Here is a 21066-nt window from a genome sequence, read left to right as displayed (position 1 = left end):
CGATGGTGTCCCTGCGGTTCCGCCATCGGCTGCGGGCCAGCCTGTGGATCACGCCGTTGCTGTGCGTCCTCGCCTCGATCGCGCTGTCGCTCGTGACGGTGGCGATCGACCGGCGGTTCGGCGACCGGCTGGTTCCCGTGTCGATCACGGGCTCACCGGACGCCGTGTCCAACATCCTCAGCACCATCGCCTCCGCGATGGTCACCCTGACCACGCTCGTGCTCACGGTGACGACAGTGGCCGTCCAGCTCGCGATGGGCCAGTTCTCGCCGCGCATCGTGCGGGCGCTGCTGCAGGACCGCAGCAGCCAGCTGGCCTACGGGCTGTTCGCCTCGACGTTCACCTTCGCGATCCTGGCTCTGCGCGAGGTCAACGCCGTGGACGGGAGCGCGGTGCCCGGCGTGACCGTGCTGGTGGCCTACCTGCTGATGCTCGCCAGCATCGCCGCGTTGTTCCTCTACATCCACCACTCGGGCAACGCGCTGCGCGCCGCGGGCCTGATCGACCTGGTCGGGGACAACCTGCGTGAGCAGCTGAACCGCAAGTACCCCGCCACGGCGCCACCGCCGGCGCGGCCCGGCGTCGTGGCCTCGCCGGAACCCGGGCTCGTGGTCGACCTGGACCGCCCCGCGCTGGTCGCGGCGGCGTCCGAGGCCGGCTGCGCGCTGGAAATGGTCCCGCTGATGGGGGATTTCGTCCCGGGTGGCGCCCCGCTGTTCCGTGTGAACGGCGGCCCGGACCGTCTCGACCACACCCGCGTCGCGGGGCTCGTCGTCCTGGCCGCGGAGCGGACCCACGGCGACGACCCGGCGTACGGCTTCCGCAAGCTGGTCGACATCGCCGAGCGGGGTCTGGCCCAGCCGTTCACCGATCCGACCACCGCCGTCATGGTGATCGACCGCCTGCACGACTGCCTGCGGCACCTCGCCACGCGCGACTTCCCCTCCGGCCAGCACCGCGACGGCAGCGGCGAGGTCCGGCTCATCGAACGCACCCTCGGCTGGGACGGCTACGTCCGGCTCGCGTTCGACGAGCTCTGCCTCGCCGGAGCCGCCTCCCCCCAGGCTTCGCGCCGGATACGCGCCGCGCTGGAGGACCTCCTGACGGTCGCGCCACCCGAGCGGCAGCCGGCACTCCACCGGCAGCTGGACGTGCTCGTCGCCGCCGTGGACCACAGTTACGAGGACCAACGGGACCGGCGCGCGGCGCTGGTCGCCGACCAGCAGGGCATCGGTTCGGGCGGCGACCTCGGGGCGGGCGCCGGCTGCCGGGGCTGAGTTTTCACCGCACCGAACTCGAGGCTTTCCGCTCCGCGACGTGTCCGTGAGCTGTGGTCGGCCCCGCCCACACAGGGCGGGGCCGACCGGCCCTCAGGCGGGCGTGACGTCGTCGGCGACGGCTGCCCGCGCTTCGCGCTCACGGTCGAGGGCGCCCCGCGTTTCCGGGCTCGCGAGCACCGCGAGGACGAACACCACGGTCGCGCCCACCAGGAACATCGCGAGCCGCGAGGGGACGTCCGCCAGCTCCGGGCTGAGGAGGCTGACCAGGGTCGGCATCAGCCCGCCGAGCATGAAGCCCAGGTTCCAGCTCACCGCCGTGCCCTGGCCCGCAGCCCGGTCGGATACCGCTCGTTGAGGAAAATCATCAGCGGCGAGTAAGCGCCGTTGGACAGCATCACCATGACCACGCACAGCAGCGCCACGACCGTCCCGCGACCGCCTCCCGCGGCGGCGATGCCCCAGGTGAGCACCGGCAGCGCGACGAGGTTGCACAGACCGAACCCGAGCATGGTCCGACGGCGGCCGAGGCGTTCGCTCAGCTCGCCCGCGCCGATCGCGGCCACGACCACCACGACACTGCTGACCAGCAGGACGGTGCCGCGCTGGGCGGCAGGCACCCCGACCACCTCGCTGAGCAGGGTGGGCAGGTACCCGGAGGTCAGGTAGTACTGCGCGCCACCGCCGGCGGCCACCGCGATGTTCAGCGCGAGGATCTTCTTGCCGCGCCCCCGGAGCAGCTCCCGGAACGGCACCGGTGCCTGCCGCTTGCCCTGGAACTCCGGGGATTCGTCGACCTTGCGCAGCACGAACAGGCTCAGCAGCGCGCTGAGCAGCCCGCAGAAGAACAGCACCCGCCAGCCCCACTGGTCGAACGCCGGGCCGGGGAAGAGCGCCGCGACCACGATGTAGGCCAGGCTGGCCAGCGCGGAACCGAGGCCCGCTCCCCCGGCCCCGATCAGCCCGCTCATCAGCCCACGCCACCGGGGACCGATGCTCTCGGTGCCGAGTGTGTGGGTGGTGGCGGTGACGCCGCCGACGAACAGTCCCTGCGCGATCCGCAGCGCCAGGAACAGGATCGGGGCGAGCACCCCGATCGTGGCGTGCGGCGGCACCAGGCCCATCGCGGCCGTGGTGAGGCCGACGCCGCTCATCACGAGGACCATGGTCGCCTTGCGGCCCTTGCGGTCGGCCAGCTCTCCGAAGATCGCCGCGCCCGCCGGGCGCATCACGACGGTGACCGCGAACGAACCGAACACCGCGGCGATCCCCAGGGTGGGGCTGGTGCTCGGGAAGATGTTCTTGCTGATCGGTCCGGCCACGTAGAGCAGCAGGAACAGGTCGAACAGGTCGAAGGACCAGCCGGCGACGGAAGCGAATACCGCGGCACGAGGCGACTTTGACCGTGGTGCGATATCGGGTTTCACGGTTTCCCCTTACGGATGAGGGAATAGGGACCTGGGCGGGAACCCGCGCTGGGCGCGGACACGGATCAGCTTGACCTCCGGCGCGAGCGGCGCAGGGCTGTCCGGATCCGGTCGAACAGCGGGGCGAACAGGAGCTTCAGCGCGCTCGGCGCTTCGACCGGGCCGCTGGGAGCCTGCCCGGAGGTCGCGGCTTCGCGCAGGGCGTCCGCGAACTGCTCGAACATGCGCCGGCTCACGTCACCGGCCAGGGCACGGCCGAACTGCGCGATGCGCCCGGTGAGGTACACGTCGGCCTTGGCCCGCATCACGGTGCCGGTGGCCGTGGCCTCGGTGCGCAGCACGATGTCGGCCTGGGTCTGCGCGCCTCCGGTGTCCTGCCCCTGCGCGAGCACGCGCAGGCGCTGACCGGCGCGGTCGTGCTCGACGACGTGCGCGACGCCCTTGAACGCGAGCTTGATCGGGCCCACCGACACGCGCGCGCGGCCGGCATAGTGGTCCTCGCCGAGGTCCCCGGTGAGCTCCGCGCCGGGCAGGCAGCGGGCGAGCAGGGACACGTCGTCGAACACGCGCCACACCGCGTCCACGGGAACGCCGATCTCGGTCCCGATGTCGACCGCGATCGTCGGATCGCCGTCCGGGAGCACGATGTCCATCCGGCGGGTGTCCTCGGTTTCGTCGGTGGCTTCGCGGCCGTCGGTGGTGCCGCCGCCGTGGCCGGCCCGGCCGACGAGCGCGCGGTGCGCGCAGTTGCCCGGCGCGGGGATGCCGTCGGGGTGTGCCTGCCTGGTTTCCCTGACCGCGGTGAGGATGTTGCGGTACCCGGTGCAGCGGCAGATGACCCCGGACAACTCCGCCGGCAGTTCCTCCTCGGTCACCTCGGGCTGGTTGCTGAGCAGGTCGTAGGAACTCATCAGGAAACCCGGTGTGCAGAAACCGCACTGCAACGCGTGGTTGCGGCCGAAGGCCTCCTGCAGCGGGTGCAGGTCGTCCGGTCTGCCGAGGCCCTCCACGGTGACGACGTCGGCCCCGTCGAGCTGGACCGCGAACAGCAGGCAGGCCCGGGCCGCATCCCCGTCCACGAGCACCGTGCACATCCCGCACACCCCGTGTTCGCAGCCCACGTGGGTGCCGGTGAGCCCGAGGTGGTCGCGCAGCGCGTCGGCGAGCGTGACGCGTGCGGGTAGGCTGAGCACGGCGGCGGTGCCGTTCACGGTCATCCTGACTTCGACGAGATCATCGGCCGCGGCCTTGACGGCCCGGGGTTTTCCGTTCTGCGTCACCGCTTCGGTCACGAGTCCACCTCACCGGCGCTCCTGCGAGCGCGCTCGTATGCTTTGCTCAGTTCCCGGCTCGCCAACGTGCGGAACAGACGGCGGCGGTAGTCGCGTGACGCGTGGGCGTCGCCGTCGGTGTCGACCAGCTCCTCCGCCATCGCCGTGAGCGGATCGGACAGTGCGCCCGGCAGACGGTTCACGTCGCCGCCGCTTTCGCGCAGTGCCGCGGCCAGTTCACCGGTGGCCGGGCGGGTGACCGGCCGGTCGGACACGCCGAATCCGGTCAGTTCCGCCTCGGTCTCCGTGCCGCGCACGCGAACCCGGGCGACGACCCCGGCGAGTGCGAAGTCCCCGTGCCTGCGCGCGATCTCGGCGAACCCAAAACCCTCACCCTTCCCGGCGACCGGGAAGCGCACCGCGGTCAGGATGTCCTCGGGCCCGAGCGCGGTCGTCATCGCGCCGGAGAAGAACTCCCTGGCAGGCACCCGCCGGGCGCCGCCGGTGCCGGTCACGGTCAGCTCGGCGTTCAGACAGCACGCCACGGCAGGCAGCTCGGCGGCCGGGTCGGCGTGCGCGAGGCTGCCGCACACGGTGCCGCGGCTGCGCAGTTCCCGGTGCCCGACCCACGGCAGCGCCATGCCCAGCAAGGGAACCGCGGCGCTCACCGGGTCGCGCTCGACCCGGCGCTGGCGCACCGTGGCGCCGATCTCCAGGTACCCGTCCGCGGTGCCGAACCGGTCGAGCCCGGTGACGGAATTGATGTCCACCAAGGTGGCGGGGCGGGCGAGCCGCATCGCCAGAACAGGCACCAGCGACTGCCCACCCGCGATGACCTTGCCGCCGCCGCCCGTGCTCGCGAGTTCGGCGATCGCGTCGGACAGACTCGACGGCCGGACGTAGGCGAATGGTGCGGCTTTCATGGCTCAGCGGCCCTGGAACTTCGGCGCGCGCTTGTCGGTGAACGCGGCGACACCCTCGGCGAAGTCGTTGCTGGAGCGCAGCATCGAGTACGCCTTGCGCTCCAGCTCGATGCCGGAGTACAGCGGCGCGTCCACGCCCTTGTCGAGCACCTCCTTGGCGGTGCGGGCGGCCAGCGGGGAGAACCCGAGAAGCACGCCCACGATCCGTTCCACCTCGGCATCCAGCGCGGCGCGGTCCTCGACCACGTTCGCCACCAGGCCCCAGTCCCCGGCCTGCCGCGCGTTGATCCGCGACGCGGTCATCACGTGGTACTTCGCCCGGGAGAGGCCGATCAGCCGGGCGAGGCGCTGCGTACCGCCGGAGCCGGGGATCATGCCCAGGCGCATTTCCGGCAGCGCGAACTCGGCGCGCTTGGTCGCCACCCGGATGTCGGTGGACAGCGCGAGTTCGAGCCCGACGCCGAAGCAGTAGCCGTCGACCGCGGTGATCACCGGTTTCGGGCTGCGCGCCGGGGCGGTGACGTTGTGCCCCAGGTCGGTGAAGTCGATCGGGTCGACCTCCATGAACCCGGCGATGTCGCCACCGGAGGAGAAGTGCTCCCCCGCGGCCTGGATCACCACGACCTTGATGTCGTCGTCGGCGTCGATCTCGGCGAACCGGTCGGCCATCACCTGACGGGTCTCCCAGGTGATGATGTTGTACTTGCCGTGATCGAGGGTCAGGTAGGCGACCCGGCCGTCGTGACCGCGGTCGAACCTGATCTCGCCTCCGGTGAGTGCCATGGTCAGTGGTTCCTTCCGTTTTCCGATGTGCTGCCGCTCAGCAGCTCGTGGAGCACGTTTCCGTGCAGGGGCAGGCTTGTGATGTCGACGCCGGCCGGGGCGAGCGCGTCCGCGACCGCGTTGGCGATCGCGACCGGCAGGCTCATGCAGCTGCCTTCGCCGCAGCCCTTCGCGCCGAGCCTGGTCAGCGGAGACGGCGTTTCCAGGTGGTCGCTGTCGAGCTCGAAGGTGGTCTCGGCGCTGGTCGGGCACAGGTAGTCCATGAAGGTCGCGGTGGGCTGCCCGGCCTCGGTGTAGCGCATCTCCTCGAACAGCGCGCCGCCCAGCGCGTGTGCGAGCGCGCCGTGCACCTGGCCTTCGAGCAGGGTCGGGTTGAGGATGGTGCCGGCGTCGTGCACGGTGACCACCCGCTCGAGCTTGATCTCCCGGGTTTCCGGGTCGATCCGGACGACGGCCAGTTCGGCGACGAAGCCGTAGCACAGGCTGGAGTTGATCTGGTCGGTGCGGCTCGCCGCCGTCGACTGCGGAGGGGTGAACGCGGCCTCCTCGTACAGCCGCGCGGAGGTGCCCGCCGGCAGCGCGCCGGGGTCCCAGTGCACCAGCCCGGCCGCGTGCTTGAACGGGACCGCCCTGCCTGGTTCCGCCCGCAACCGGACCTGGCCCTCGGCGAGTTCCACCTCCTCCGCCGTGACACCGAGCAGGGTGGCGCCGGCGATCTTGACGGTGCCCGCGAGCTTCTCCGCGGCCTCCACGAGCGCGCTGGTCAGCAGCGGGGCGAAGCGTGAGGAGTAGCTGCCCGAGCTGATCGTCCACGGCGTGGTGGCGGTGTCCATCTCGACGATCGGGCGCACCTGTTCCAAGGGCAGCCCGAGCTGGTCGGCGACCACCTGCTGCGCGACGGTGGCGTGACCCTGCCCCTGCGGCACGGTCCCCAGCAGCACCGAGACCATGCCGCTGGGATCGACGCTGATCCGGACGTGCTCGGTGGAACCGGACTTGCCGCGCCCGGACGCCCGCTGCTCGGCCGGGGTGGCCAGGCCGACGTAGCCGATGTTGGTCGCGGACGGGTCGACGATGGTGGCCACACCGACGCCGAGGTACTCGCCCCGCGCCCGCGCTTCCCGCTGCTTCTCACGCAGCGCCTGGTAGTCCGCGTTCTTCACCACCATGTCCAGCGCGCGGTGGTAGTCGCCGGAATCGTAGATGCCGCCGCTCGGCGTGGCGTACGGGAAGTCCTCGTGCCGCACGAAGTTGCGCCTGCGCAGCTCGACCGGATCCAGACCACAGGTCTGGGCGACCTTGTCCATCAGCCGCTCCAGGCCGAAGTACAGCTGCTGCCCGCCGAAGCCGCGGTTGAGCCCGGTGGGCGTCTTGTTCGTGACGACGGCACGCGAACGGATCTGGACGGCGTCGATCTTGTAGGCGCCGGTGATGTTGCCGAAGCAGCGGTACAGCGTGCTGGGTTCCGGCGGGCGCAGGTAGGCGCCCACGTTGTCCACCAGGTCGGCCCGCAGCGCCTGCACCGTGCCGTCGGCCGAGACGGCGGCCTCGAACCACATGGCCCGGTCGGATCCGGCGGAGCTGGCCAGCATGTGCTCGATGCGGTCCTCGGTCCAGCGCACCGGCCTGCCCGCGTACTTGCTCGCCAGCGCCATCAGCGCGACGTAGGGGTAGATGCCCGCCTTGATGCCGAAGCTGCCGCCGTTGTCGGCCGGGATCATCAGCCGGATCCGTGACGCGGGCAGGCCGAAGGCGCCGGCCAGCACCGCCACCATCGAGAACGGGCCGTGGAAGTTCGCCCAGGCCTGGATGGCCGGTCCGTCCACTTCGTCCTGCCACTCGGCGACGACCGCGTAGCACTCCATCGGGGTGGAGGAGTAACGCGGGAAGTCGTACTTGCCCTTCACCACGTGATCCGCCTCGGCGAACGCCCGGTCCACGTCGCCGAAGGTGAAGGTCCGGTCGGTCGCGACGTTGCCGTCCGCGTCCTCGTGCAGCCGTGGCGCGTCCGGCAGGAGCGCCTTTTCCACGTCGACCACCGGCGGAAGCGGCTCGTAGTCGATCTCGACGAGTTCCGCGGCGTCCTCGGCGAGATACCGGTCGCCGGCGACCACCACCGCGACCGGTTCGCCCACGAAACGCACCTTGTCCGTCGCCGTCGGGTAATACGGCATGGGCGCTTTGAGCGCCAACGGGAACGGGCGCAGGGTCGCCTTGACCTCCTCGGGGCCGATCACCGCGGCGACCCCGGGATGCCGTCGCGCGCGCTCGAGGTCGACCCGCCGGATTCGGGCGTGCGGGTGCGGGCTGCGCACGACCGCCGCGGTCAGCGTGCCCGGCAGCGGGTCCATGTCGTCGAGGAACCTGCCGCGGCCGGTGAGCAGCGCGGGGTCCTCGACCCGCGCCGTCCTCCTGCCCGGCGTGCCGGCGACTGCGGTCATTCGGCTCACCTGCCTGCTTCTGCGGCGCTGTCGGACAACGCGCGGTAGTTTCCGGAGCTCAGTTCGCGGCGGAGGACTTTGCCCACCGCTGATTTGGGGATGGCCGCCACGGGGACGAACCGCTTGGGGCGCTTCAGCGACGGCAGTCCGGACTGCTCGCGGGCGAAGGCTTCCAGCACCTCCGTCGCGTGCTCGGGGGTCATGCCCTCATCCGGGACGAAGAACGCGGTGGCGGCCTGGCCCCACCTGTCGTCGGCCATGCCGACCACGACCAGTTCGCGCACCGCCGCGCAGCGGATCAGCGCGTCCTCGATCTCGTCCGGGTAGATGTTCTCGCCGCCGGAGTTGATCATGTCGTCGACCCGGCCCGCCACCCAGAGGTCCCCGTCCTCGTCGGCGATCGCCAGGTCGCCAGGGAAGTACCAGCCGTCCCGGATGGACCTGGCGTCGGCGTCGGGGCGGCGCCAGTAGCCGGCGAACGCCTCGGGGCTGGACATCGAGATGGCGACCTGGCCCTGCTCCCCCGGCCCGACCTCCGCATCCGGGGGCGCGGCGGGATCCGGGTCCACCAGCCGGACGCGGGAGAACACGCCCGCGCGGCCGGCCGACCCCGGCTTCGCGATCACGTCCGGACCGATGGTGAAGGTGTAGATCTCGGTGCTGCCGAAGTGGTTGACGAAGGACTCCGGTTCCAGCGCGCCGGTCAGCTGCTCGGCCAGTGCCGGGGTCATCGACGAGCCCGCGTAGGCCAGTCTGCGCACGCTCCGAGCCTCGGGCAGCCGGCCGGTGCGCACCAGCGACCAGTAGATCGTCGGCACCAGGTACAGGGAACCGATCTCCTCGGCGGTGATGAGCTCGAGCGCCTCGTCCGCGTCGAACCTCACCTGCGGTACCCAGGTTCCCGCGCCGACCAGGGTGGCCAGCAGGGTGCGCAACCCCATCGTGTGGAACAGCGGCATCACGCCCAGCGTCGCGTCGAAGCGGGACTGTCCACTCTGGATCAGGTGCGCGAGGGCCGCGTAGTGCTCCGCCGAGTGCGTGCGCGGCACGCCCTTCGGCTTGCCGGTGGTGCCCGAGGTGTAGAGCATGACGCTGATGTCCTGGCCGGACACCCGGACGTCCGGGGAGCCGCTCGGCTGGCGCAGGGCGAGGCGTTCGACGGTGTCCTCGTCCGGCGAGCCGGAGGCGACCCGGGGCACCGGGGGCAGCCCCGCCAGCGCCTCGTCCGCGAGAGCGGCGGTCGAGGCGTCGGTGATCACCAAGGCGGGTTCGGCGTCCGCGACGCAGTAGGCGAATTCGGGCGGAGCGAACCGGAAGGACAGCGGCACCGAGACGGCACCGAGTTTCTGCGCGGCCAGGTGCAGGCTGGCCAGCGGTTCGCCGCCGGCGAGCGAGAGCACCACGCGCTCGCCGGGCCGGACGCCGAGCGCGACCAGCGCCCGTGCCAGGCGGTCGGTGTGCGCGTCCCATTCGGCGTAGGTCATGGGGGTCTTGCCGCCCACCGCGCGGCGGCCGGGATAACGCTCCGCCGTCCAGCGCAGAACCGTGCCCAGATCCATGACCGTCCCTCCATCGCGACAGTGATCGTGCCGAGCAGAGCTAACCGTCCGTAACAAACGATATGAGACCGACCATCTGTTTCGGACGGTTGAGAACCTACGGTATGGTTCGGAGCATGTCAACGGTTCGGCTGTCGACGACGTCGTACGTGGTGCTCGGCATGATCGCGCTGCGCGGTCCGTCCACGTCCTACGACCTCAAGCGCGCGATCGGCCGGTCGGTCGGGTACTTCTGGAACTTCCCGCACGCGCAGCTGTACTCCGAGCCCAAGCGCCTCGAGGAGGCCGGCCTGCTGGAACTCCACGAGGAGGACTCGGGTCGCCGTCGCAAGACGTTCTCGATCACCGACGCCGGCCGGAAGGCGCTGCGCGACTGGATGGCCGAGCCGGTCAACGAGCATTTCGAGCTGCGCGACGTCGCGGAGATCAAACTCTTCTTCAGCGAGCTGGCCGGACCGGACGACGTCGCGCGGCTCGCGAAGGAGCAGGTCGAGCAGCACGAGCGCAGGATCGCCGAGTACGAGGAGATGCAGCGCCGGTTCGGCCACATCGAAGAGGTCGCCGGCCGGATGATCACCCTGGAACTCGGGCTGGGCATGGAATACGCCGCCCTCGAGTTCTGGCGCCGCGTGCGCGAGCGCGCCGCCCGCGGCGAGTTCGAGCGCTCACCACGGGAGTAGCGGCGCCGGGATCTCTCACCGACGCCAGGCGTCCGGTCGGCCGTTTGCCTGGGGACGCACCGGGAACCCTGGCGACGTCACCCCCGGAGATCGAGGGAAGGCCCGACCATGACTGCCCAGCGCGCGCCGGACGCCGTCTCGGTGGGCCTCCTGACCGATGACGGACTGCCCCGGCAGCTCGCCGGACGCATCGCGGAGGGACTGCCCGCCCGTCTGGCCCACGACTTCGGTGACGAGACGTCCTGGCACGTCGAGCACGAGACGCGGTCGTTGCCACTCGACGAGGAGGGCAACATCCCGATGCTCACCCTCGCGGAGGAGCACCGGGCCGAGCACGAGTGGGACCTCCTCGTGCTGATCACCGATCTCCCGCGTCGGGCAGGCACGGTTCCGATCGCCTCGGACTACAACGTCGCTCACGGCGTGGCGATGGTGTCGCTGCCCGCGCTCGGCGCCCTGCGGCTTCGTGGCCGGGTGTGCCGGCTGATCATCCACCTGATTTACCACCTGCTGACGCCTCGCCCGGCGAAGGCGGAAAGTCCGCCGCGGCGGGCCCTTGACCGGCTCCGGGAACTCGTCGCGCCGATGCGGCACATCCGCGACCGCGGTGCCGACCAGCACCTGGCCCTGGTCGGCGTGCGCGGCCGCCTGCGGTTGCTCGCCGGGATGATCCGGGACAACCGGCCGTGGCGCCTGGTGCCCAACCTCGCCGGGGCCACCGCGGCCGCTGCGGCCACCGCCGCCTACGGCATCATCACCACCTCGTTCTGGCGGCTCGCCGAAGCGCTGCCCACGCTGCGCCTGGCGGGGATCACCGTCCTGGCGATCGTGGTCATGTCGGGCTGGCTGATGGTGCACAACCACCTCTGGGACTCGCCGTCGGGGCACCTCGAACGGCGGAAGGCCCTGTTGTACAACGCCTCGACCGCGCTGACCCTGATGATCGGTGTCGCGTGCATGTACGCCATCCTCTTCGGCCTGGCCCTGCTGGCGGCGGTCGTGCTGGTCGAGGGCACCTACATGGCGCAGGTCCTCGGCCATCCGGCCGGCCCCGCCTCGTACCTCAAGCTCGTGTGGCTGTCCACCTCCGTGGGGATCGTCGCCGGGGCGGTGGGTTCGAGCCTCGAGGACGAAGAGAGCGTCCGCCGGGCGACCTACAGCCGGCGCGAGCGGGAGCGGCAGCGCCGCAACCGCGAACGCGCCGAAAGCGGTTCGTGATCCGACCCCGACAGCACAAAGCTCCGACGAGGCAGTCCGCACGGCGGGGCGGGCGCCTTCCAGCGGAAGATCATAGCCGGGCAGGACCTCGCCACCGCTGCCTGACCGGGCGCGATCAGCGCGCAGTGAACCGCTCGATCAGCCGCTGGGCCTCCTCGGTGGCGACGGCCGCGGCGATGGTGCCGGCCTCGTCTGCCGTGCTGTGTTCCCGGGAGGCGCCGAACGACGCGCGGATCAGGCGTTTGGCCTGCCCGAGCGCGGCGACCGGACCGTCGGCGAGAGTCCGGGCCAGTTCGTCCGCACGGCGGCTCAGCGCGTCGTCGTCGACAACCTCCGTCACCAGCCCCCACGTCCGCGCCTCGTCGGCGGTCAGGGTTCGCCCCGTCAACGCCAGTTCCAGCGCACGCTGCGTTCCGATCGCCCGGGGAAGCAGGTAGGACACGCCGCAGTCGGGGGTGAGGCCGATGCCGGAGTAGGCCATCCGGAACTTCGTCGACCGAGCGGCCACGACCACGTCCGCGTTGAGCACGAACGCCAGTCCCGCCCCGGCGACCGCGCCCTGGACACCGGCGACAACCGGCTTGGGCAGCGCGGACAGGCGCCGCAGCGCTGCCTCCAGCTCGGTGGCCAGTTCGTGCAGGTACTTCGGCGGTTCGTCCGCGGCCAGGAACGACCGCACATCCCCGCCCGCGCAGAACCGGGCCCCGCTCCCGGTCAGTAGCACCACCCGCACCTCGTCCGCCTCGGCGGCGGTGACGGCTTCGGCCAGCGCCCGGGCCGTGGGGAGATCGATCGCGTTCGAGACGCCGGGCCGGTCGAGCCTGATCCACCCGACACCCCCGCCGGCCTGGAAGTCCACGCTCATCAGCCGATCCTCCGCAGCAGTGCGGCGAGCGCCTGCCCGCCACCGATGCACATCGTCACCACGGCGAGTTCGCGATCGCGCCGCACGAGGTGCTTGGCCGCTCGCAGGGTGAGGATGGCCCCGGTCGCCCCGACCGGGTGCCCGAGCGCGATCGCGCCGCCGTAGGGGTTCGTCTTCTCGTGGTCGAGCCCGGCGTCGCGGATGACCGCCACGGCCTGGGACGCGAAAGCCTCGTTCAGCTCGACGACGTCGATGTCGTCGGGGGTGGTTCCGGTCTGCTCGAACAGTTTCGCGAGCGCCGGAACGGGCGCGTAGCCCATCAGCTCCGGCTCCACCGCCGCGGTCGCCACCGCCTCCAGGCTCACCAGCCCGGTCAGTCCGCGCTCCGCCGCGGCCGATTCGCGCGCGAGCACCACCGCTGCCGCACCGTCGTTGATGCCCGACGCGTTCCCGGCGGTGACGGTGCCGTCCCTCTGGAACGCCGGGCGCAGCTTCGCCAGCGCCTCCAGCGTCGTACCGGGCTTGGGGTGCTCGTCCTCGGTCACCGTCACCGGACGCCGTCCACCGGTCTCCACCGGGACGATCTCCTCCGCGAAGGCCTCCTTCGCCGCCACCGAGGCCGCCCGCCGCTGCGACTCCAGCGCGAACTCGTCCTGCTCCTGCCGCGAAATCCCGTACTCGCGGGCGACGTTCTCGGCGGTCACTCCCATGTGGACACCGTGGAACGGGTCGGTCAGCATCATCACTGTGCCGTCGGCGAGGGTCCGGTCGCCCAGCCGGTAGCCGGAGCGGGCGCCGAAGTCGTAGAACGGCATCCGGCTCATCGACTCGTCACCACCGGCCAGCGCGAAATCCACCCCGCCCCAGCGCATCTGCATCGCCGCCGACCAGATCGCCTGCAGACCGGAGCCGCACAACCGGTTCACCGTGTACGCGGGGGTGGTGACGGGCAGTCCCGCGGCCAGCGCGACCCGGCGGGCGTTGTAGGCGTCCGGCCCGACCTGGCCGATGCAACCCATCACCACCTCACCGATGGCGCCGGGTTCGACCCCGGCCCGCCCGAGCGCCGCCTTCGCCGCCGTCGCCCCCAGCTCGAATCCCGGGACGTCCTTGAACGCGCCGCCGAAACCGCCCACCGGAGTGCGCGCACCCTCCAGCAGCACGATCCTGTCCTGGCTCATCAGTACCTCACGCTTCGCGAACGATCTGCCACCCGCGCTCAGCCCCGGAGCAGGTGCCGGGCCACGACGACGCGCTGGATCTGGTTGGTGCCCTCGTAGATCTGGGTGATCTTGGCGTCGCGCATCATGCGTTCCAGTGGGAAGTCGCGCGTGTAGCCGTAACCGCCCAGCAGCTGGACGGCGTCGGTGGTCACGCGCATCGCCACATCGGAGGCCTGGCACTTCGCGGCGGCGCCGAAGAAGGACAGGTCCGCGTCGTGACGCTCGGACTTGGCGGCGGCCACGTACACCATCTGGCGGGCCGATTCCACAGCCATGGCCATGTCGGCGAGCATGAACTGGATTCCCTGGAAGTCGGCGATGTGCTTGCCGAACTGCCGGCGCTCCTTGACGTAGGCCAGGGCGTGATCGAGTGCGCCCTGGGCGATCCCGACGGCCTGGGCGGCGATGGTGACGCGGGTGTGGTCCAGGGTGCGCAGGGCGATCTTGAGCCCCTCCCCCGGTTTGCCGACCATCCGGTCGCCGGGGAGGCGCACGTTGTCGAACAGCAGTTCCCGGGTCGGCGAGCCCTTGACGCCGAGCTTGCGCTCCTTGGCCCCGAAGGAGAACCCGGGGTCGGACTTCTCCACGACGAACGCGCTGACGTTGTTGCCGCGCTGCCCGTCCGGGTCGGTCACGGCGAGCACGGTGTAGTACTCGGAGAAGCCGGCATTGGTGATCCACGACTTCTGCCCGGTCAGCACCCAGTCGTCGCCGTCGGGGGTGGCACGGCACCGCATCGAGGCGGTGTCGGACCCGGCGTCGCGTTCGGACAGTGCGTAGGAGAAGCCCGCCTGGCCGCTCGCCAGCGGCGGCAGGTACTTCTGCTTGACCTCCTCGTTCGCGGCGAGGATGAGGGGCAGGCTGCCGAGTTTGTTGACCGCGGGGATGAGCGAGGAGGACGCGCAGACCCGGGCGACCTCTTCGATGACGATGCAGGTGGCCAGCGCGTCGGCTCCGGCCCCGCCGTAGGCCTCCGGCACGTGCGGGGCGTGGAAGTCCGACGCGACCAGCGCGTCGTAGGAGGCCTTGGGGAACTCCTCGCGTTCGTCGGCCTCGGCCGCGTACGGGGCGATCCGCTCCTCGGCCAGCGTGCGGACCGCTTCGCGGATCGCCTCGTGGTCCTCGGTAATGGTGAACAGGTCGAACGACATGGGCGGTCCCCTCAGGAGTAGGTGTAGAAGCCGCGGCCGCTCTTGCGGCCGAGCAGGCCGGCGTCGACCATCCGGGCCAGCAGCGGCGGCGGCGCGTACAGCGGCTCCTTGAACTCCTCGTACAGCGACTCCGCGACCGCCTTGGTGGTGTCCAGCCCGATCAGGTCGGCCAGCGCCAGCGGCCCCTGCGGGTGCGCCGCGCCGCGGACCAGGCCTTCGTCGATGTCCTCGCGGGTGGCGAAGCCGGATTCGAACATGCGGATCGCGGCGAGGATGAACGGGACCAACAGCGCGTTGACCACGAACCCGGACCGGTCCTGGCAGCGGATCGCGTGCTTGCCCAGCACGTCCTGGGTGAAGCCGCGGGCCCGCTGCACGATCTCCTCAGCCGTGAGCAGGCTCGGCACGAGTTCCACCAGCGGCAGCACCGGCACCGGGTTGAAGAAGTGGATCCCCAGCACCTGCGCCGGCCGGCTGGTCGCGGTGCCCAGCTTCATGATCGGAATGGACGAGGTGTTGGACGCCAGGATCGCGTCCGGCGCGGAGACGATCTTGTCCAGGTTGCCGAACAACTCGGCCTTCACCTGTTCGTTCTCGACGATCGCCTCGATCACCAGGGTGCGGTCGGCCAGGTCGTCGAGGTTCTCGGTGACCCGGATGCGCTCCAGGACCGCGGCCGCGGAGCCGATCTTGCCCTTCTGTTCGGCCCGCGCGAGGGACTTCTCCAGCCGCCGCCGGCCGGCCCCGGCGGCGGTCGCGCTCGATTCGACGGCGACCACGTCGACCCCGGCACGGGCGCACACCTCGGCGATGCCCGCGCCCATCTGCCCGCACCCGACGACTCCGACTCGCTCCACGTCGACACCCTTCGCTGGAACTCGATACCGTGGAAACGGTACTGAGTACCGGCCAGTAGCTGAAGGCGTGGAGCGGCGGTATGAGGGGCGCCACACCCCTAGGCTGTCCTGAGGCGGAGAAGGAGACCGATGGCACCGAAACCGGCGAAGGACCGGCTGATCGAGGCCGCGTTCGCGTTGTTCGAAGAACGGGGCTACGACGCGACGACGGTCGACGACATCACCGAGCGCGCCGGTGTCGGCCGCACCACGTTCTTCCGCGCGTTCCGCTCCAAGGACGAGGTGATCTTCCCCGACCACGACGTCCTGCTCGCCGCCATCGACGCCCGGCTGCGCGGGTCGACCCAGCAGACGGCGCTGGTGGCCGTGACCGAAGCCGCCCGGCTCGTGTTGCGCCACTACCTGGCCGAAGGCGATCAGGCCCTGGCCCGCTACCGGCTCACCCGCACCGTCCCCGCGCTGCGCGACCGCGAGATCGCCGGCACCCAGCAGTACCAGCGACTCTTCCGCGTGTTCATCCACGAGTGGCTCGGTGGCGGTGAGGACACCGCCCTGCGCGCCGAGCTCATGGCCGCGGCGGTGGTCACCGCGCACAACCACGTCCTGCGCCGGTGGCTCCGCGGGCTCACCGACCGTCCCGAAGCGGAGTTCGACACCGCGATGAACGGAGTTCTCGACCTGTTCGCCACCACCCCCGCGGCGCCCGGTGACCACTCCGTCGTCGTTTTCCAGACCAGCAAGGACCTCGGGGCCGTCCTGCCCGGGCTGCGCCGCCTGCTCGGCGAACCCCGCCAGGACGACTGACGCGTGGTGCAGCGGCCGGCACCCGGCGGCCCACCGGCGGCTGGCGCCCCGCAGGCCGGTGCGGCGCCACGGCGCGAGGATCTCGACGTCGAGCGCCACCAGCGAAGTGCCGGACTGCCTCGTCGCCTCGTTGAGCGCCGCCTGCGCCATCGGCACGCCCAGCTTCTCCGCCACGGTTTCCGGCGGTCCCAGCACGTTCCAGCTGCGTGTCCGTCCACTGCAGACCGGCGCCGCCCTTCGACCTGTCAGCTCCACAGGAGATGGCCGCCGGCGAGCATGCCGGTCACGCTGGTGATCGCTGCGGCGATGAGCAGGGTCCGGGGCCCCACCGCACGGCGCGGGAACAGCCCGGCCCACCCCGCGAGCACCGCCAAGACCAGCGAGCCGAACCCGGCGAGCAGACCGGGCGCGGACCTTTCGATCAGCCCGGCTCGTAACAGCACGACAGCGGCCACCGCGGCGGACAGCGCTGTGCGCCGCCACGCCAGTGCCGTCCGCTCCGGCTGCAGCCCCGGGTCCCGTTCGCTCACGGCCGGTGGGTCAGCACGACGACCACCACGACCAAACCGGTGAGTGCCGCGATCGTGCCCGTCGCGGCCGGCAGCCAATCCATCGGCAGGGGCCGCTCCTGCCGCATCGCCCGCTGCACACGCGCCCACCGCCGATAGGCGAAAGCCGCCAGCACCGTGCCCGCCACCGCCAGCAAAACCGCCAGCCCAGTACGCACCCCGGCCACCGAGAACGACGGCACCAACTGCGCGAACGCGACCGCACCGGCGATCAACGCCAACGCCGTGCGCAGCCACGCCAAGAACGTCCGCTCATTGGCGAGGGTGAACCGATAGTCCGGCTCCTCCCCCTCCTCGTACCAGCGCGGCGTCACGACTCGGCCAGGAACGCCCGGTAGGTACCGAGCAGCGGATCGCCGGTGGTGTCCAGCCAGGCGAGCAGCTCCCGCCGCGCCGCGGCCAGGTCCTCCCCGTACGCGGGGTCCGCGGCGAGGTTGGCCAGCGAATGCGGGTCGGCCCGCAGGTCGTAGAGCTCCTCCGGGGCGCGGTGCAGGTAGAAGCCGACCCGGTCACCACCCGCTTCGACCATCGCCGGCCAGGTCAGGCCCAGCATGTTCTCGGCGCGGTACTCGCGAACGCCGTCGGACCAGGCGTTCCAGATGTAGCCGAACCGGGCGTCCTGGCGGCAGCGCATCTCGAACCGGCCTTTCGCGGCCGTCTCGTGGAACACCGTGTGCACCGCGTCGCGCCCGTCCTGCGGTTCCCCGCGCAGCAGCGGAAGCAGGCTCTGTCCATCCACTCCGGACGGTACGGGCACGCCGGCGGCCGCGCAGAAGGTCGGGAAGAGGTCCAGCGCCGACACGAACACCGTGTCCTCGCTCGTGCCGGGCCGGGTGGCGCCGGGCCAGCGCACGATCAACGGCGTCCGGCTGCTCTGCAGGTAGCAGTTGGCCTTGGCGAACGGGACCGCGATCCCGTTGTCGGAAAGGAAGACGACGAGCGTGTCCGCGGCGTCCACGGCTCCGAGCACCGCTGCGACGACGTCGTCGCAGCGCCGGGACGAGCTGAGGTACTCGCCGTACTCCTGCCGCACGGCGGGCAGGTCCGGCAGGAAACCGGGCACCCCGACGTCGTCCTCGGGCCCGAACACCCGCGACGGCGCCGGGTAGGTCGCGCGGGCTTCGGCCGGAAACCGCTCCTGCTCGGCCTGGCTGCCGGAGTAGGGCCGGTGTGGATCGTGCGCGTTCGCCATCAGGAACCACGGCCTGCCCTGCCCGGCCGCCTCGGCGACGAAGGCCGCCGAAGCCTCGCCGTAGGCCGCGGGGCTGCGGCCCATGCCCAGCTCGCGCATGCCCCGCGTGAAGTCCCAGCCGAACCGCTCGACCGGTTGCAGGTGGTCGACCTTGCCGAGGATCCCGCAGAAGTAGCCGGCTTCGCGCAGCACCTCGGTCAGCACCGGGACGCCGTCGGCGATCGGTTCGAAGCCCTGCGCGCCGTTGCGGTGCGGCCACCGGCCGGTCATGATCGCCGACCGGCTGGGCTGGCACACCGCGACAGCGACGTGCGCCCGCCCGAACGTCATGCCTTCGGAGGCGAGCCGATCGAGGGTGGGCGTGACGCCCGCCGGGCCGCCGAAGCAGCCCGGGGTGTCGCCGCCCATGTCGTCGGCGGTGATCAGCAGGATGTTCGGCGGCATCACGCACTCCCGATCCGCAGGGTGGCGCGGACGTCCCCGAGGCCGCGGGCAAGCAGCAACTCCCCGTCCGGTGGCAGCTCCACCCAGTTCCCGCTCTCCCAGCGGCGCCGCAGCCGCGGATCCCCGGTCACTTCGACCCGCGCGCTCTGCCCGGGTTCGAGGGTCGCAGCGCCCCACCCGACGAGCCGCACGGGTTGCCGTTCGTCCGCCGGGCGGAAGTACACCTGGACGACCTCGCGGCTGGTGCGGCCGCCCGTGTTGGTGACGGTGACCGCGACCTGGTGGCCGTTGTCGTCCAGCACGGCGGCGTCCGAGTAGTCCCAGGTCGAGTAGCCGAGGCCGTGGCCGAACCAGAACGCCGGTGCGGGCGCTCGGCCTGCCTCGTGGCCGCGGTAGCCGATGAACGGGCCTTCGGCGTACTCGAGCCGGCCGTCCACCGGCGTCACCGACCACGCGGGAGACGCGCCGTCCGCCGCGGGGAAAGTCGTCACCAGGCGCCCGGCGGGTTCGAGGTCGCCGAGCAACGCGGCCGCGACGGCGTGACCACCCTCCTGTCCCGGCAGACCGGCCCAGAGCACGGCGTCCACCTCCTCCAGCCACGGCATCAGCACCGGGGTGGCGGCGTTGACGACGACCACGGTCCGGCGGGCGGCGGCCGCGACCGCACGCACGAGGTCGTCCTGCGCGCCGGGCAGCCGCAACGTCGTCTTGTCCACCGCCTCGGTTTCCTGCTCCTCGGTCAGCCCGACGACGACCACGGCCACGTCGGCGGCGCGCGCGGCGGCCACCGCCCGGCCGACCGCCTCGGTCACGTCCTCCGGAGCCGGGCGCGCGACCAGCCCATATCGGCCCCGGCCGCCGGGCTCGAGGGTGACGTCGGCTTCGAGCAGCGCGCCCGGCTCGACATCGACGAGCAGGGTGTCACCCGGTGGCCGCAAGACCGCTTCGCCGACGTCGCCACTGGTGAGCCCCAGCTCGAACCGGCCGGTCCGGCCGCCGGCGCGCACTTCCCACGTACCGACGCCGATGCCGCCGACCAGCATTCGCCCACCTCGCGGCAGTCGCGCGGACAACCGGACGGCGCGCGGCGCCTCGGGCAGGTCGTCGTCGATCCCGATCATCGTGCTCGTCGCCGCGAGATCGCGTTCTCCGAGCAGCGAGCCGTCGGCCGCGTGCAGCGTCACACGCATGCCGGGCTCGCCGGTCGACGGGTGGACGGCGAACTCCGGCCCGGCCGGGACCGGACGCTCCCGGACCTCCACGCCGTCGACGACGGTGACCGCGTCGCCGAGCAGCTCGGTCAGCCCCTCGGCGACGCTCACCTGGTACGGCGGGTTCACCTGCGCCGAGCCGCCGCCCATGTCGACGGTGTCGACGGCGTGCCGGCCGACCAGCGCGACCGTCGTTTCGCGTCGCAGCGGCAGGACGCCGTCGTTCGTCAGCACAGTCATGCCTTCGGCCGCCAGCCGGGTCAGCTGCGCCCGCCGGGTCGGGCTGTCCGGCGCGGGAACTTCCCGGGCAGGCCGCGCAGTGCTGACGCGTTCGGCGAGCAGCAGCAGGCGGCCGAGGTGATCGTCAATCACGGCCTCGTCGACTTCACCGGCCTTCACGGCGTCGACGAGCCGGTCTCCCCACGGCCCGACCGGACCGGGCATCACCAGGTCCAGTCCTGCGTTGGCCGACGGGGCCGTGCTCGTGGTGGCCCACCAGTCGGACACGACCAGCCCGCGGTAGCCCCACTCCCCCTTCACGATCTCGGTGAGCACGTGCCGCTGTTCCGTGGCGGGAGTGCCGTTGACCCGGTTGTAGGCCGCCATGATCGACCACGCGTCCGCGTCGGCGACCGCGATCTCGAACGGCAGCAGGTACACCTCGCGCAAGGTCGCTTCGTCGACGACGCTGTCGACGGTGTGCCGCTCGGTCTCGGACTCGTTGGCCACCAGGTGCTTCAGGCACGCACCGACCCCGTGGTCCTGCAGGCCCCGGACGTACGCGGCGGCGAGCGCCCCGGACAGCAGCGGGTCCTCCGAGTACGCCTCGAACAGGCGGCCGCCGAGCGGGCTGCGGTGCAGGTTGATCGTCGGCCCGAGCACGACGTGGATGCCCTGTGCCGAGGCCTCTTCGGCCAGCAGACGCCCGACTTCGTAAGCAGTGTCGGTGTTCCACGCCGACGCCAGGAGCGTCGCGTTGGGGAACAACGTGACCGCCGGGCCGCCGGAGAACGTCAGGCCGCGGACCCCGGTGGGCCCGTCCGACAGGCGCAGCTCGGGCAGGCCGATCGCGGGCTCCGGGCGCAGGGTGAACATGCTCGCGCCGGTCAGCAGCGCGACCTTGGCCGGCAGGTCCAGCGCACTGTCCACAGTGGAAGTCATCGGAAACCTC

The 21066-nt window shown here is 71.6% G+C and carries 19 protein-coding genes; 4 read left to right on the top strand and 15 right to left on the bottom strand.

All coding sequences use genetic code 11. The annotated features are described in order from the left end of the window. Window positions 1-2 precede the first annotated feature (2 nt). The gene (locus tag ACCP09_RS14430) at window positions 3-1277 is read left to right on the top strand and encodes a DUF2254 domain-containing protein (RefSeq protein WP_433746808.1); all 1275 of its coding nucleotides are present in this window, start codon (window positions 3-5) and stop codon (window positions 1275-1277) included. A gap of 93 nt (window positions 1278-1370) precedes the next feature. On the opposite strand, the gene ACCP09_RS14425 is transcribed toward ACCP09_RS14430, so the two are convergent. The 7 genes from ACCP09_RS14425 to ACCP09_RS14395 form a co-directional block, all read right to left on the bottom strand. Beyond that, a complete protein-coding gene (locus tag ACCP09_RS14425; protein ID WP_433746805.1) occupies window positions 1371-1592 on the bottom strand; it encodes a hypothetical protein in 222 nt (73 codons plus the stop codon). Next, window positions 1589-2704 carry an MFS transporter gene (locus ACCP09_RS14420; protein ID WP_433746802.1) on the bottom strand — a complete coding sequence of 372 codons (1116 nt, stop codon included), beginning with the start codon at window positions 2702-2704 and terminating at the stop codon, window positions 1589-1591. The genes ACCP09_RS14425 and ACCP09_RS14420 overlap by 4 nt, the downstream gene beginning before the upstream one ends. A 65-nt stretch (window positions 2705-2769) precedes the next feature. After that, window positions 2770-3996, bottom strand: coding sequence for a xanthine dehydrogenase family Fe-S subunit (locus ACCP09_RS14415; RefSeq protein WP_433746799.1), 1227 nt, complete (start codon window positions 3994-3996; stop codon window positions 2770-2772). Further along, a complete protein-coding gene (locus ACCP09_RS14410; RefSeq protein WP_433746796.1) occupies window positions 3993-4898 on the bottom strand; it encodes an FAD binding domain-containing protein in 906 nt (301 codons plus the stop codon). Before ACCP09_RS14410 ends, ACCP09_RS14415 begins: the two co-directional genes overlap by 4 nt. Before the next feature lie 3 nt (window positions 4899-4901). Then, window positions 4902-5681, bottom strand: coding sequence for an enoyl-CoA hydratase/isomerase family protein (locus ACCP09_RS14405; RefSeq protein WP_433746793.1), 780 nt, complete (start codon window positions 5679-5681; stop codon window positions 4902-4904). 2 nt (window positions 5682-5683) lie between these two features. Then, on the bottom strand, window positions 5684-8122 hold the full coding sequence (locus tag ACCP09_RS14400) for a xanthine dehydrogenase family protein molybdopterin-binding subunit (RefSeq protein WP_433746790.1): 2439 nt from the start codon (window positions 8120-8122) through the stop codon (window positions 5684-5686). A 5-nt stretch (window positions 8123-8127) separates the two neighbouring features. Next, window positions 8128-9681, bottom strand: a complete 1554-nt coding sequence (locus ACCP09_RS14395; RefSeq protein ID WP_433746787.1) for an AMP-binding protein — start codon at window positions 9679-9681, stop codon at window positions 8128-8130. Window positions 9682-9797: 116 nt separating this feature from the next. Here ACCP09_RS14395 and ACCP09_RS14390 point away from each other — a divergent pair, with 116 nt between their 5' ends. Beyond that, on the top strand, window positions 9798-10361 hold the full coding sequence (locus ACCP09_RS14390; protein WP_433746784.1) for a PadR family transcriptional regulator: 564 nt from the start codon (window positions 9798-9800) through the stop codon (window positions 10359-10361). A gap of 108 nt (window positions 10362-10469) precedes the next feature. Continuing rightward, a complete protein-coding gene (locus ACCP09_RS14385) occupies window positions 10470-11579 on the top strand; it encodes a hypothetical protein (RefSeq protein WP_378364970.1) in 1110 nt (369 codons plus the stop codon). 115 nt (window positions 11580-11694) lie between these two features. On the opposite strand, the gene ACCP09_RS14380 is transcribed toward ACCP09_RS14385, so the two are convergent. Genes ACCP09_RS14380 through ACCP09_RS14365 form a run of 4 tightly spaced genes read right to left on the bottom strand, consistent with a single transcriptional unit; the run spans window position 11695 to window position 15675 of the window. Next, entirely contained in the window at window positions 11695-12444 is a 750-nt protein-coding gene (locus tag ACCP09_RS14380) for an enoyl-CoA hydratase/isomerase family protein (protein WP_378364971.1), read from the bottom strand. Further along, window positions 12444-13625 carry a thiolase family protein gene (locus tag ACCP09_RS14375; protein ID WP_433746780.1) on the bottom strand — a complete coding sequence of 394 codons (1182 nt, stop codon included), beginning with the start codon at window positions 13623-13625 and terminating at the stop codon, window positions 12444-12446. Before ACCP09_RS14375 ends, ACCP09_RS14380 begins: the two co-directional genes overlap by 1 nt. Before the next feature lie 38 nt (window positions 13626-13663). Then, the gene (locus ACCP09_RS14370) at window positions 13664-14818 is read right to left on the bottom strand and encodes an acyl-CoA dehydrogenase family protein (RefSeq protein WP_433746777.1); all 1155 of its coding nucleotides are present in this window, start codon (window positions 14816-14818) and stop codon (window positions 13664-13666) included. A gap of 11 nt (window positions 14819-14829) precedes the next feature. Next, entirely contained in the window at window positions 14830-15675 is an 846-nt protein-coding gene (locus tag ACCP09_RS14365) for a 3-hydroxybutyryl-CoA dehydrogenase (protein WP_433746774.1), read from the bottom strand. Window positions 15676-15804: 129 nt separating this feature from the next. On the opposite strand from ACCP09_RS14365, the gene ACCP09_RS14360 reads away from it, so the two are divergent. Continuing rightward, the gene (locus ACCP09_RS14360; protein WP_378364975.1) at window positions 15805-16479 is read left to right on the top strand and encodes a TetR/AcrR family transcriptional regulator; all 675 of its coding nucleotides are present in this window, start codon (window positions 15805-15807) and stop codon (window positions 16477-16479) included. 245 nt (window positions 16480-16724) lie between these two features. Here ACCP09_RS14360 and ACCP09_RS14355 read toward each other — a convergent pair whose 3' ends face one another. The 4 genes from ACCP09_RS14355 to ACCP09_RS14340 are packed head-to-tail and all read right to left on the bottom strand — an operon-like array spanning window position 16725 to window position 21056. Beyond that, on the bottom strand, window positions 16725-17009 hold the full coding sequence (locus ACCP09_RS14355; RefSeq protein ID WP_433746771.1) for a DUF202 domain-containing protein: 285 nt from the start codon (window positions 17007-17009) through the stop codon (window positions 16725-16727). Further along, on the bottom strand, window positions 17006-17362 hold the full coding sequence (locus ACCP09_RS14350; protein ID WP_433746768.1) for a YidH family protein: 357 nt from the start codon (window positions 17360-17362) through the stop codon (window positions 17006-17008). The genes ACCP09_RS14355 and ACCP09_RS14350 overlap by 4 nt, the downstream gene beginning before the upstream one ends. Next, window positions 17359-18684, bottom strand: a complete 1326-nt coding sequence (locus tag ACCP09_RS14345) for a sulfatase family protein (protein WP_433746765.1) — start codon at window positions 18682-18684, stop codon at window positions 17359-17361. Before ACCP09_RS14345 ends, ACCP09_RS14350 begins: the two co-directional genes overlap by 4 nt. Next, entirely contained in the window at window positions 18684-21056 is a 2373-nt protein-coding gene (locus ACCP09_RS14340) for a glycoside hydrolase family 3 C-terminal domain-containing protein (protein ID WP_433746762.1), read from the bottom strand. Before ACCP09_RS14340 ends, ACCP09_RS14345 begins: the two co-directional genes overlap by 1 nt. Window positions 21057-21066: the final 10 nt, after the last annotated feature.

It is taken from the genome of Amycolatopsis sp. 3B14, from assembly GCF_050958625.1.
GTDB classification, from domain to species: domain Bacteria; phylum Actinomycetota; class Actinomycetes; order Mycobacteriales; family Pseudonocardiaceae; genus Amycolatopsis_E; species Amycolatopsis_E thermoflava.
Note: the sequence above shows the minus strand (reverse complement) of the source record. Positions and strands in the feature narration are given on the sequence as shown.

Excerpts from the sequence above, each read along its gene's own strand:
- ACCP09_RS14430 (WP_433746808.1), top strand. The coding sequence starts at position 3 with ATGGTGTCCCTGCGGTTCCGCCATCGGCTGCGGGCCAGCCTGTGGATC.
- ACCP09_RS14410 (WP_433746796.1), bottom strand. The coding sequence starts at position 4,898 with ATGAAAGCCGCACCATTCGCCTACGTCCGGCCGTCGAGTCTGTCCGAC.
- ACCP09_RS14405 (WP_433746793.1), bottom strand. The coding sequence starts at position 5,681 with ATGGCACTCACCGGAGGCGAGATCAGGTTCGACCGCGGTCACGACGGC.
- ACCP09_RS14400 (WP_433746790.1), bottom strand. The coding sequence starts at position 8,122 with ATGACCGCAGTCGCCGGCACGCCGGGCAGGAGGACGGCGCGGGTCGAG.
- ACCP09_RS14395 (WP_433746787.1), bottom strand. The coding sequence starts at position 9,681 with ATGGATCTGGGCACGGTTCTGCGCTGGACGGCGGAGCGTTATCCCGGC.
- ACCP09_RS14390 (WP_433746784.1), top strand. The coding sequence starts at position 9,798 with ATGTCAACGGTTCGGCTGTCGACGACGTCGTACGTGGTGCTCGGCATG.
- ACCP09_RS14385 (WP_378364970.1), top strand. The coding sequence starts at position 10,470 with ATGACTGCCCAGCGCGCGCCGGACGCCGTCTCGGTGGGCCTCCTGACC.
- ACCP09_RS14380 (WP_378364971.1), bottom strand. The coding sequence starts at position 12,444 with ATGAGCGTGGACTTCCAGGCCGGCGGGGGTGTCGGGTGGATCAGGCTC.
- ACCP09_RS14375 (WP_433746780.1), bottom strand. The coding sequence starts at position 13,625 with ATGAGCCAGGACAGGATCGTGCTGCTGGAGGGTGCGCGCACTCCGGTG.
- ACCP09_RS14370 (WP_433746777.1), bottom strand. The coding sequence starts at position 14,818 with ATGTCGTTCGACCTGTTCACCATTACCGAGGACCACGAGGCGATCCGC.
- ACCP09_RS14360 (WP_378364975.1), top strand. The coding sequence starts at position 15,805 with ATGGCACCGAAACCGGCGAAGGACCGGCTGATCGAGGCCGCGTTCGCG.
- ACCP09_RS14345 (WP_433746765.1), bottom strand. The coding sequence starts at position 18,684 with ATGCCGCCGAACATCCTGCTGATCACCGCCGACGACATGGGCGGCGAC.
- ACCP09_RS14340 (WP_433746762.1), bottom strand. The coding sequence starts at position 21,056 with ATGACTTCCACTGTGGACAGTGCGCTGGACCTGCCGGCCAAGGTCGCG.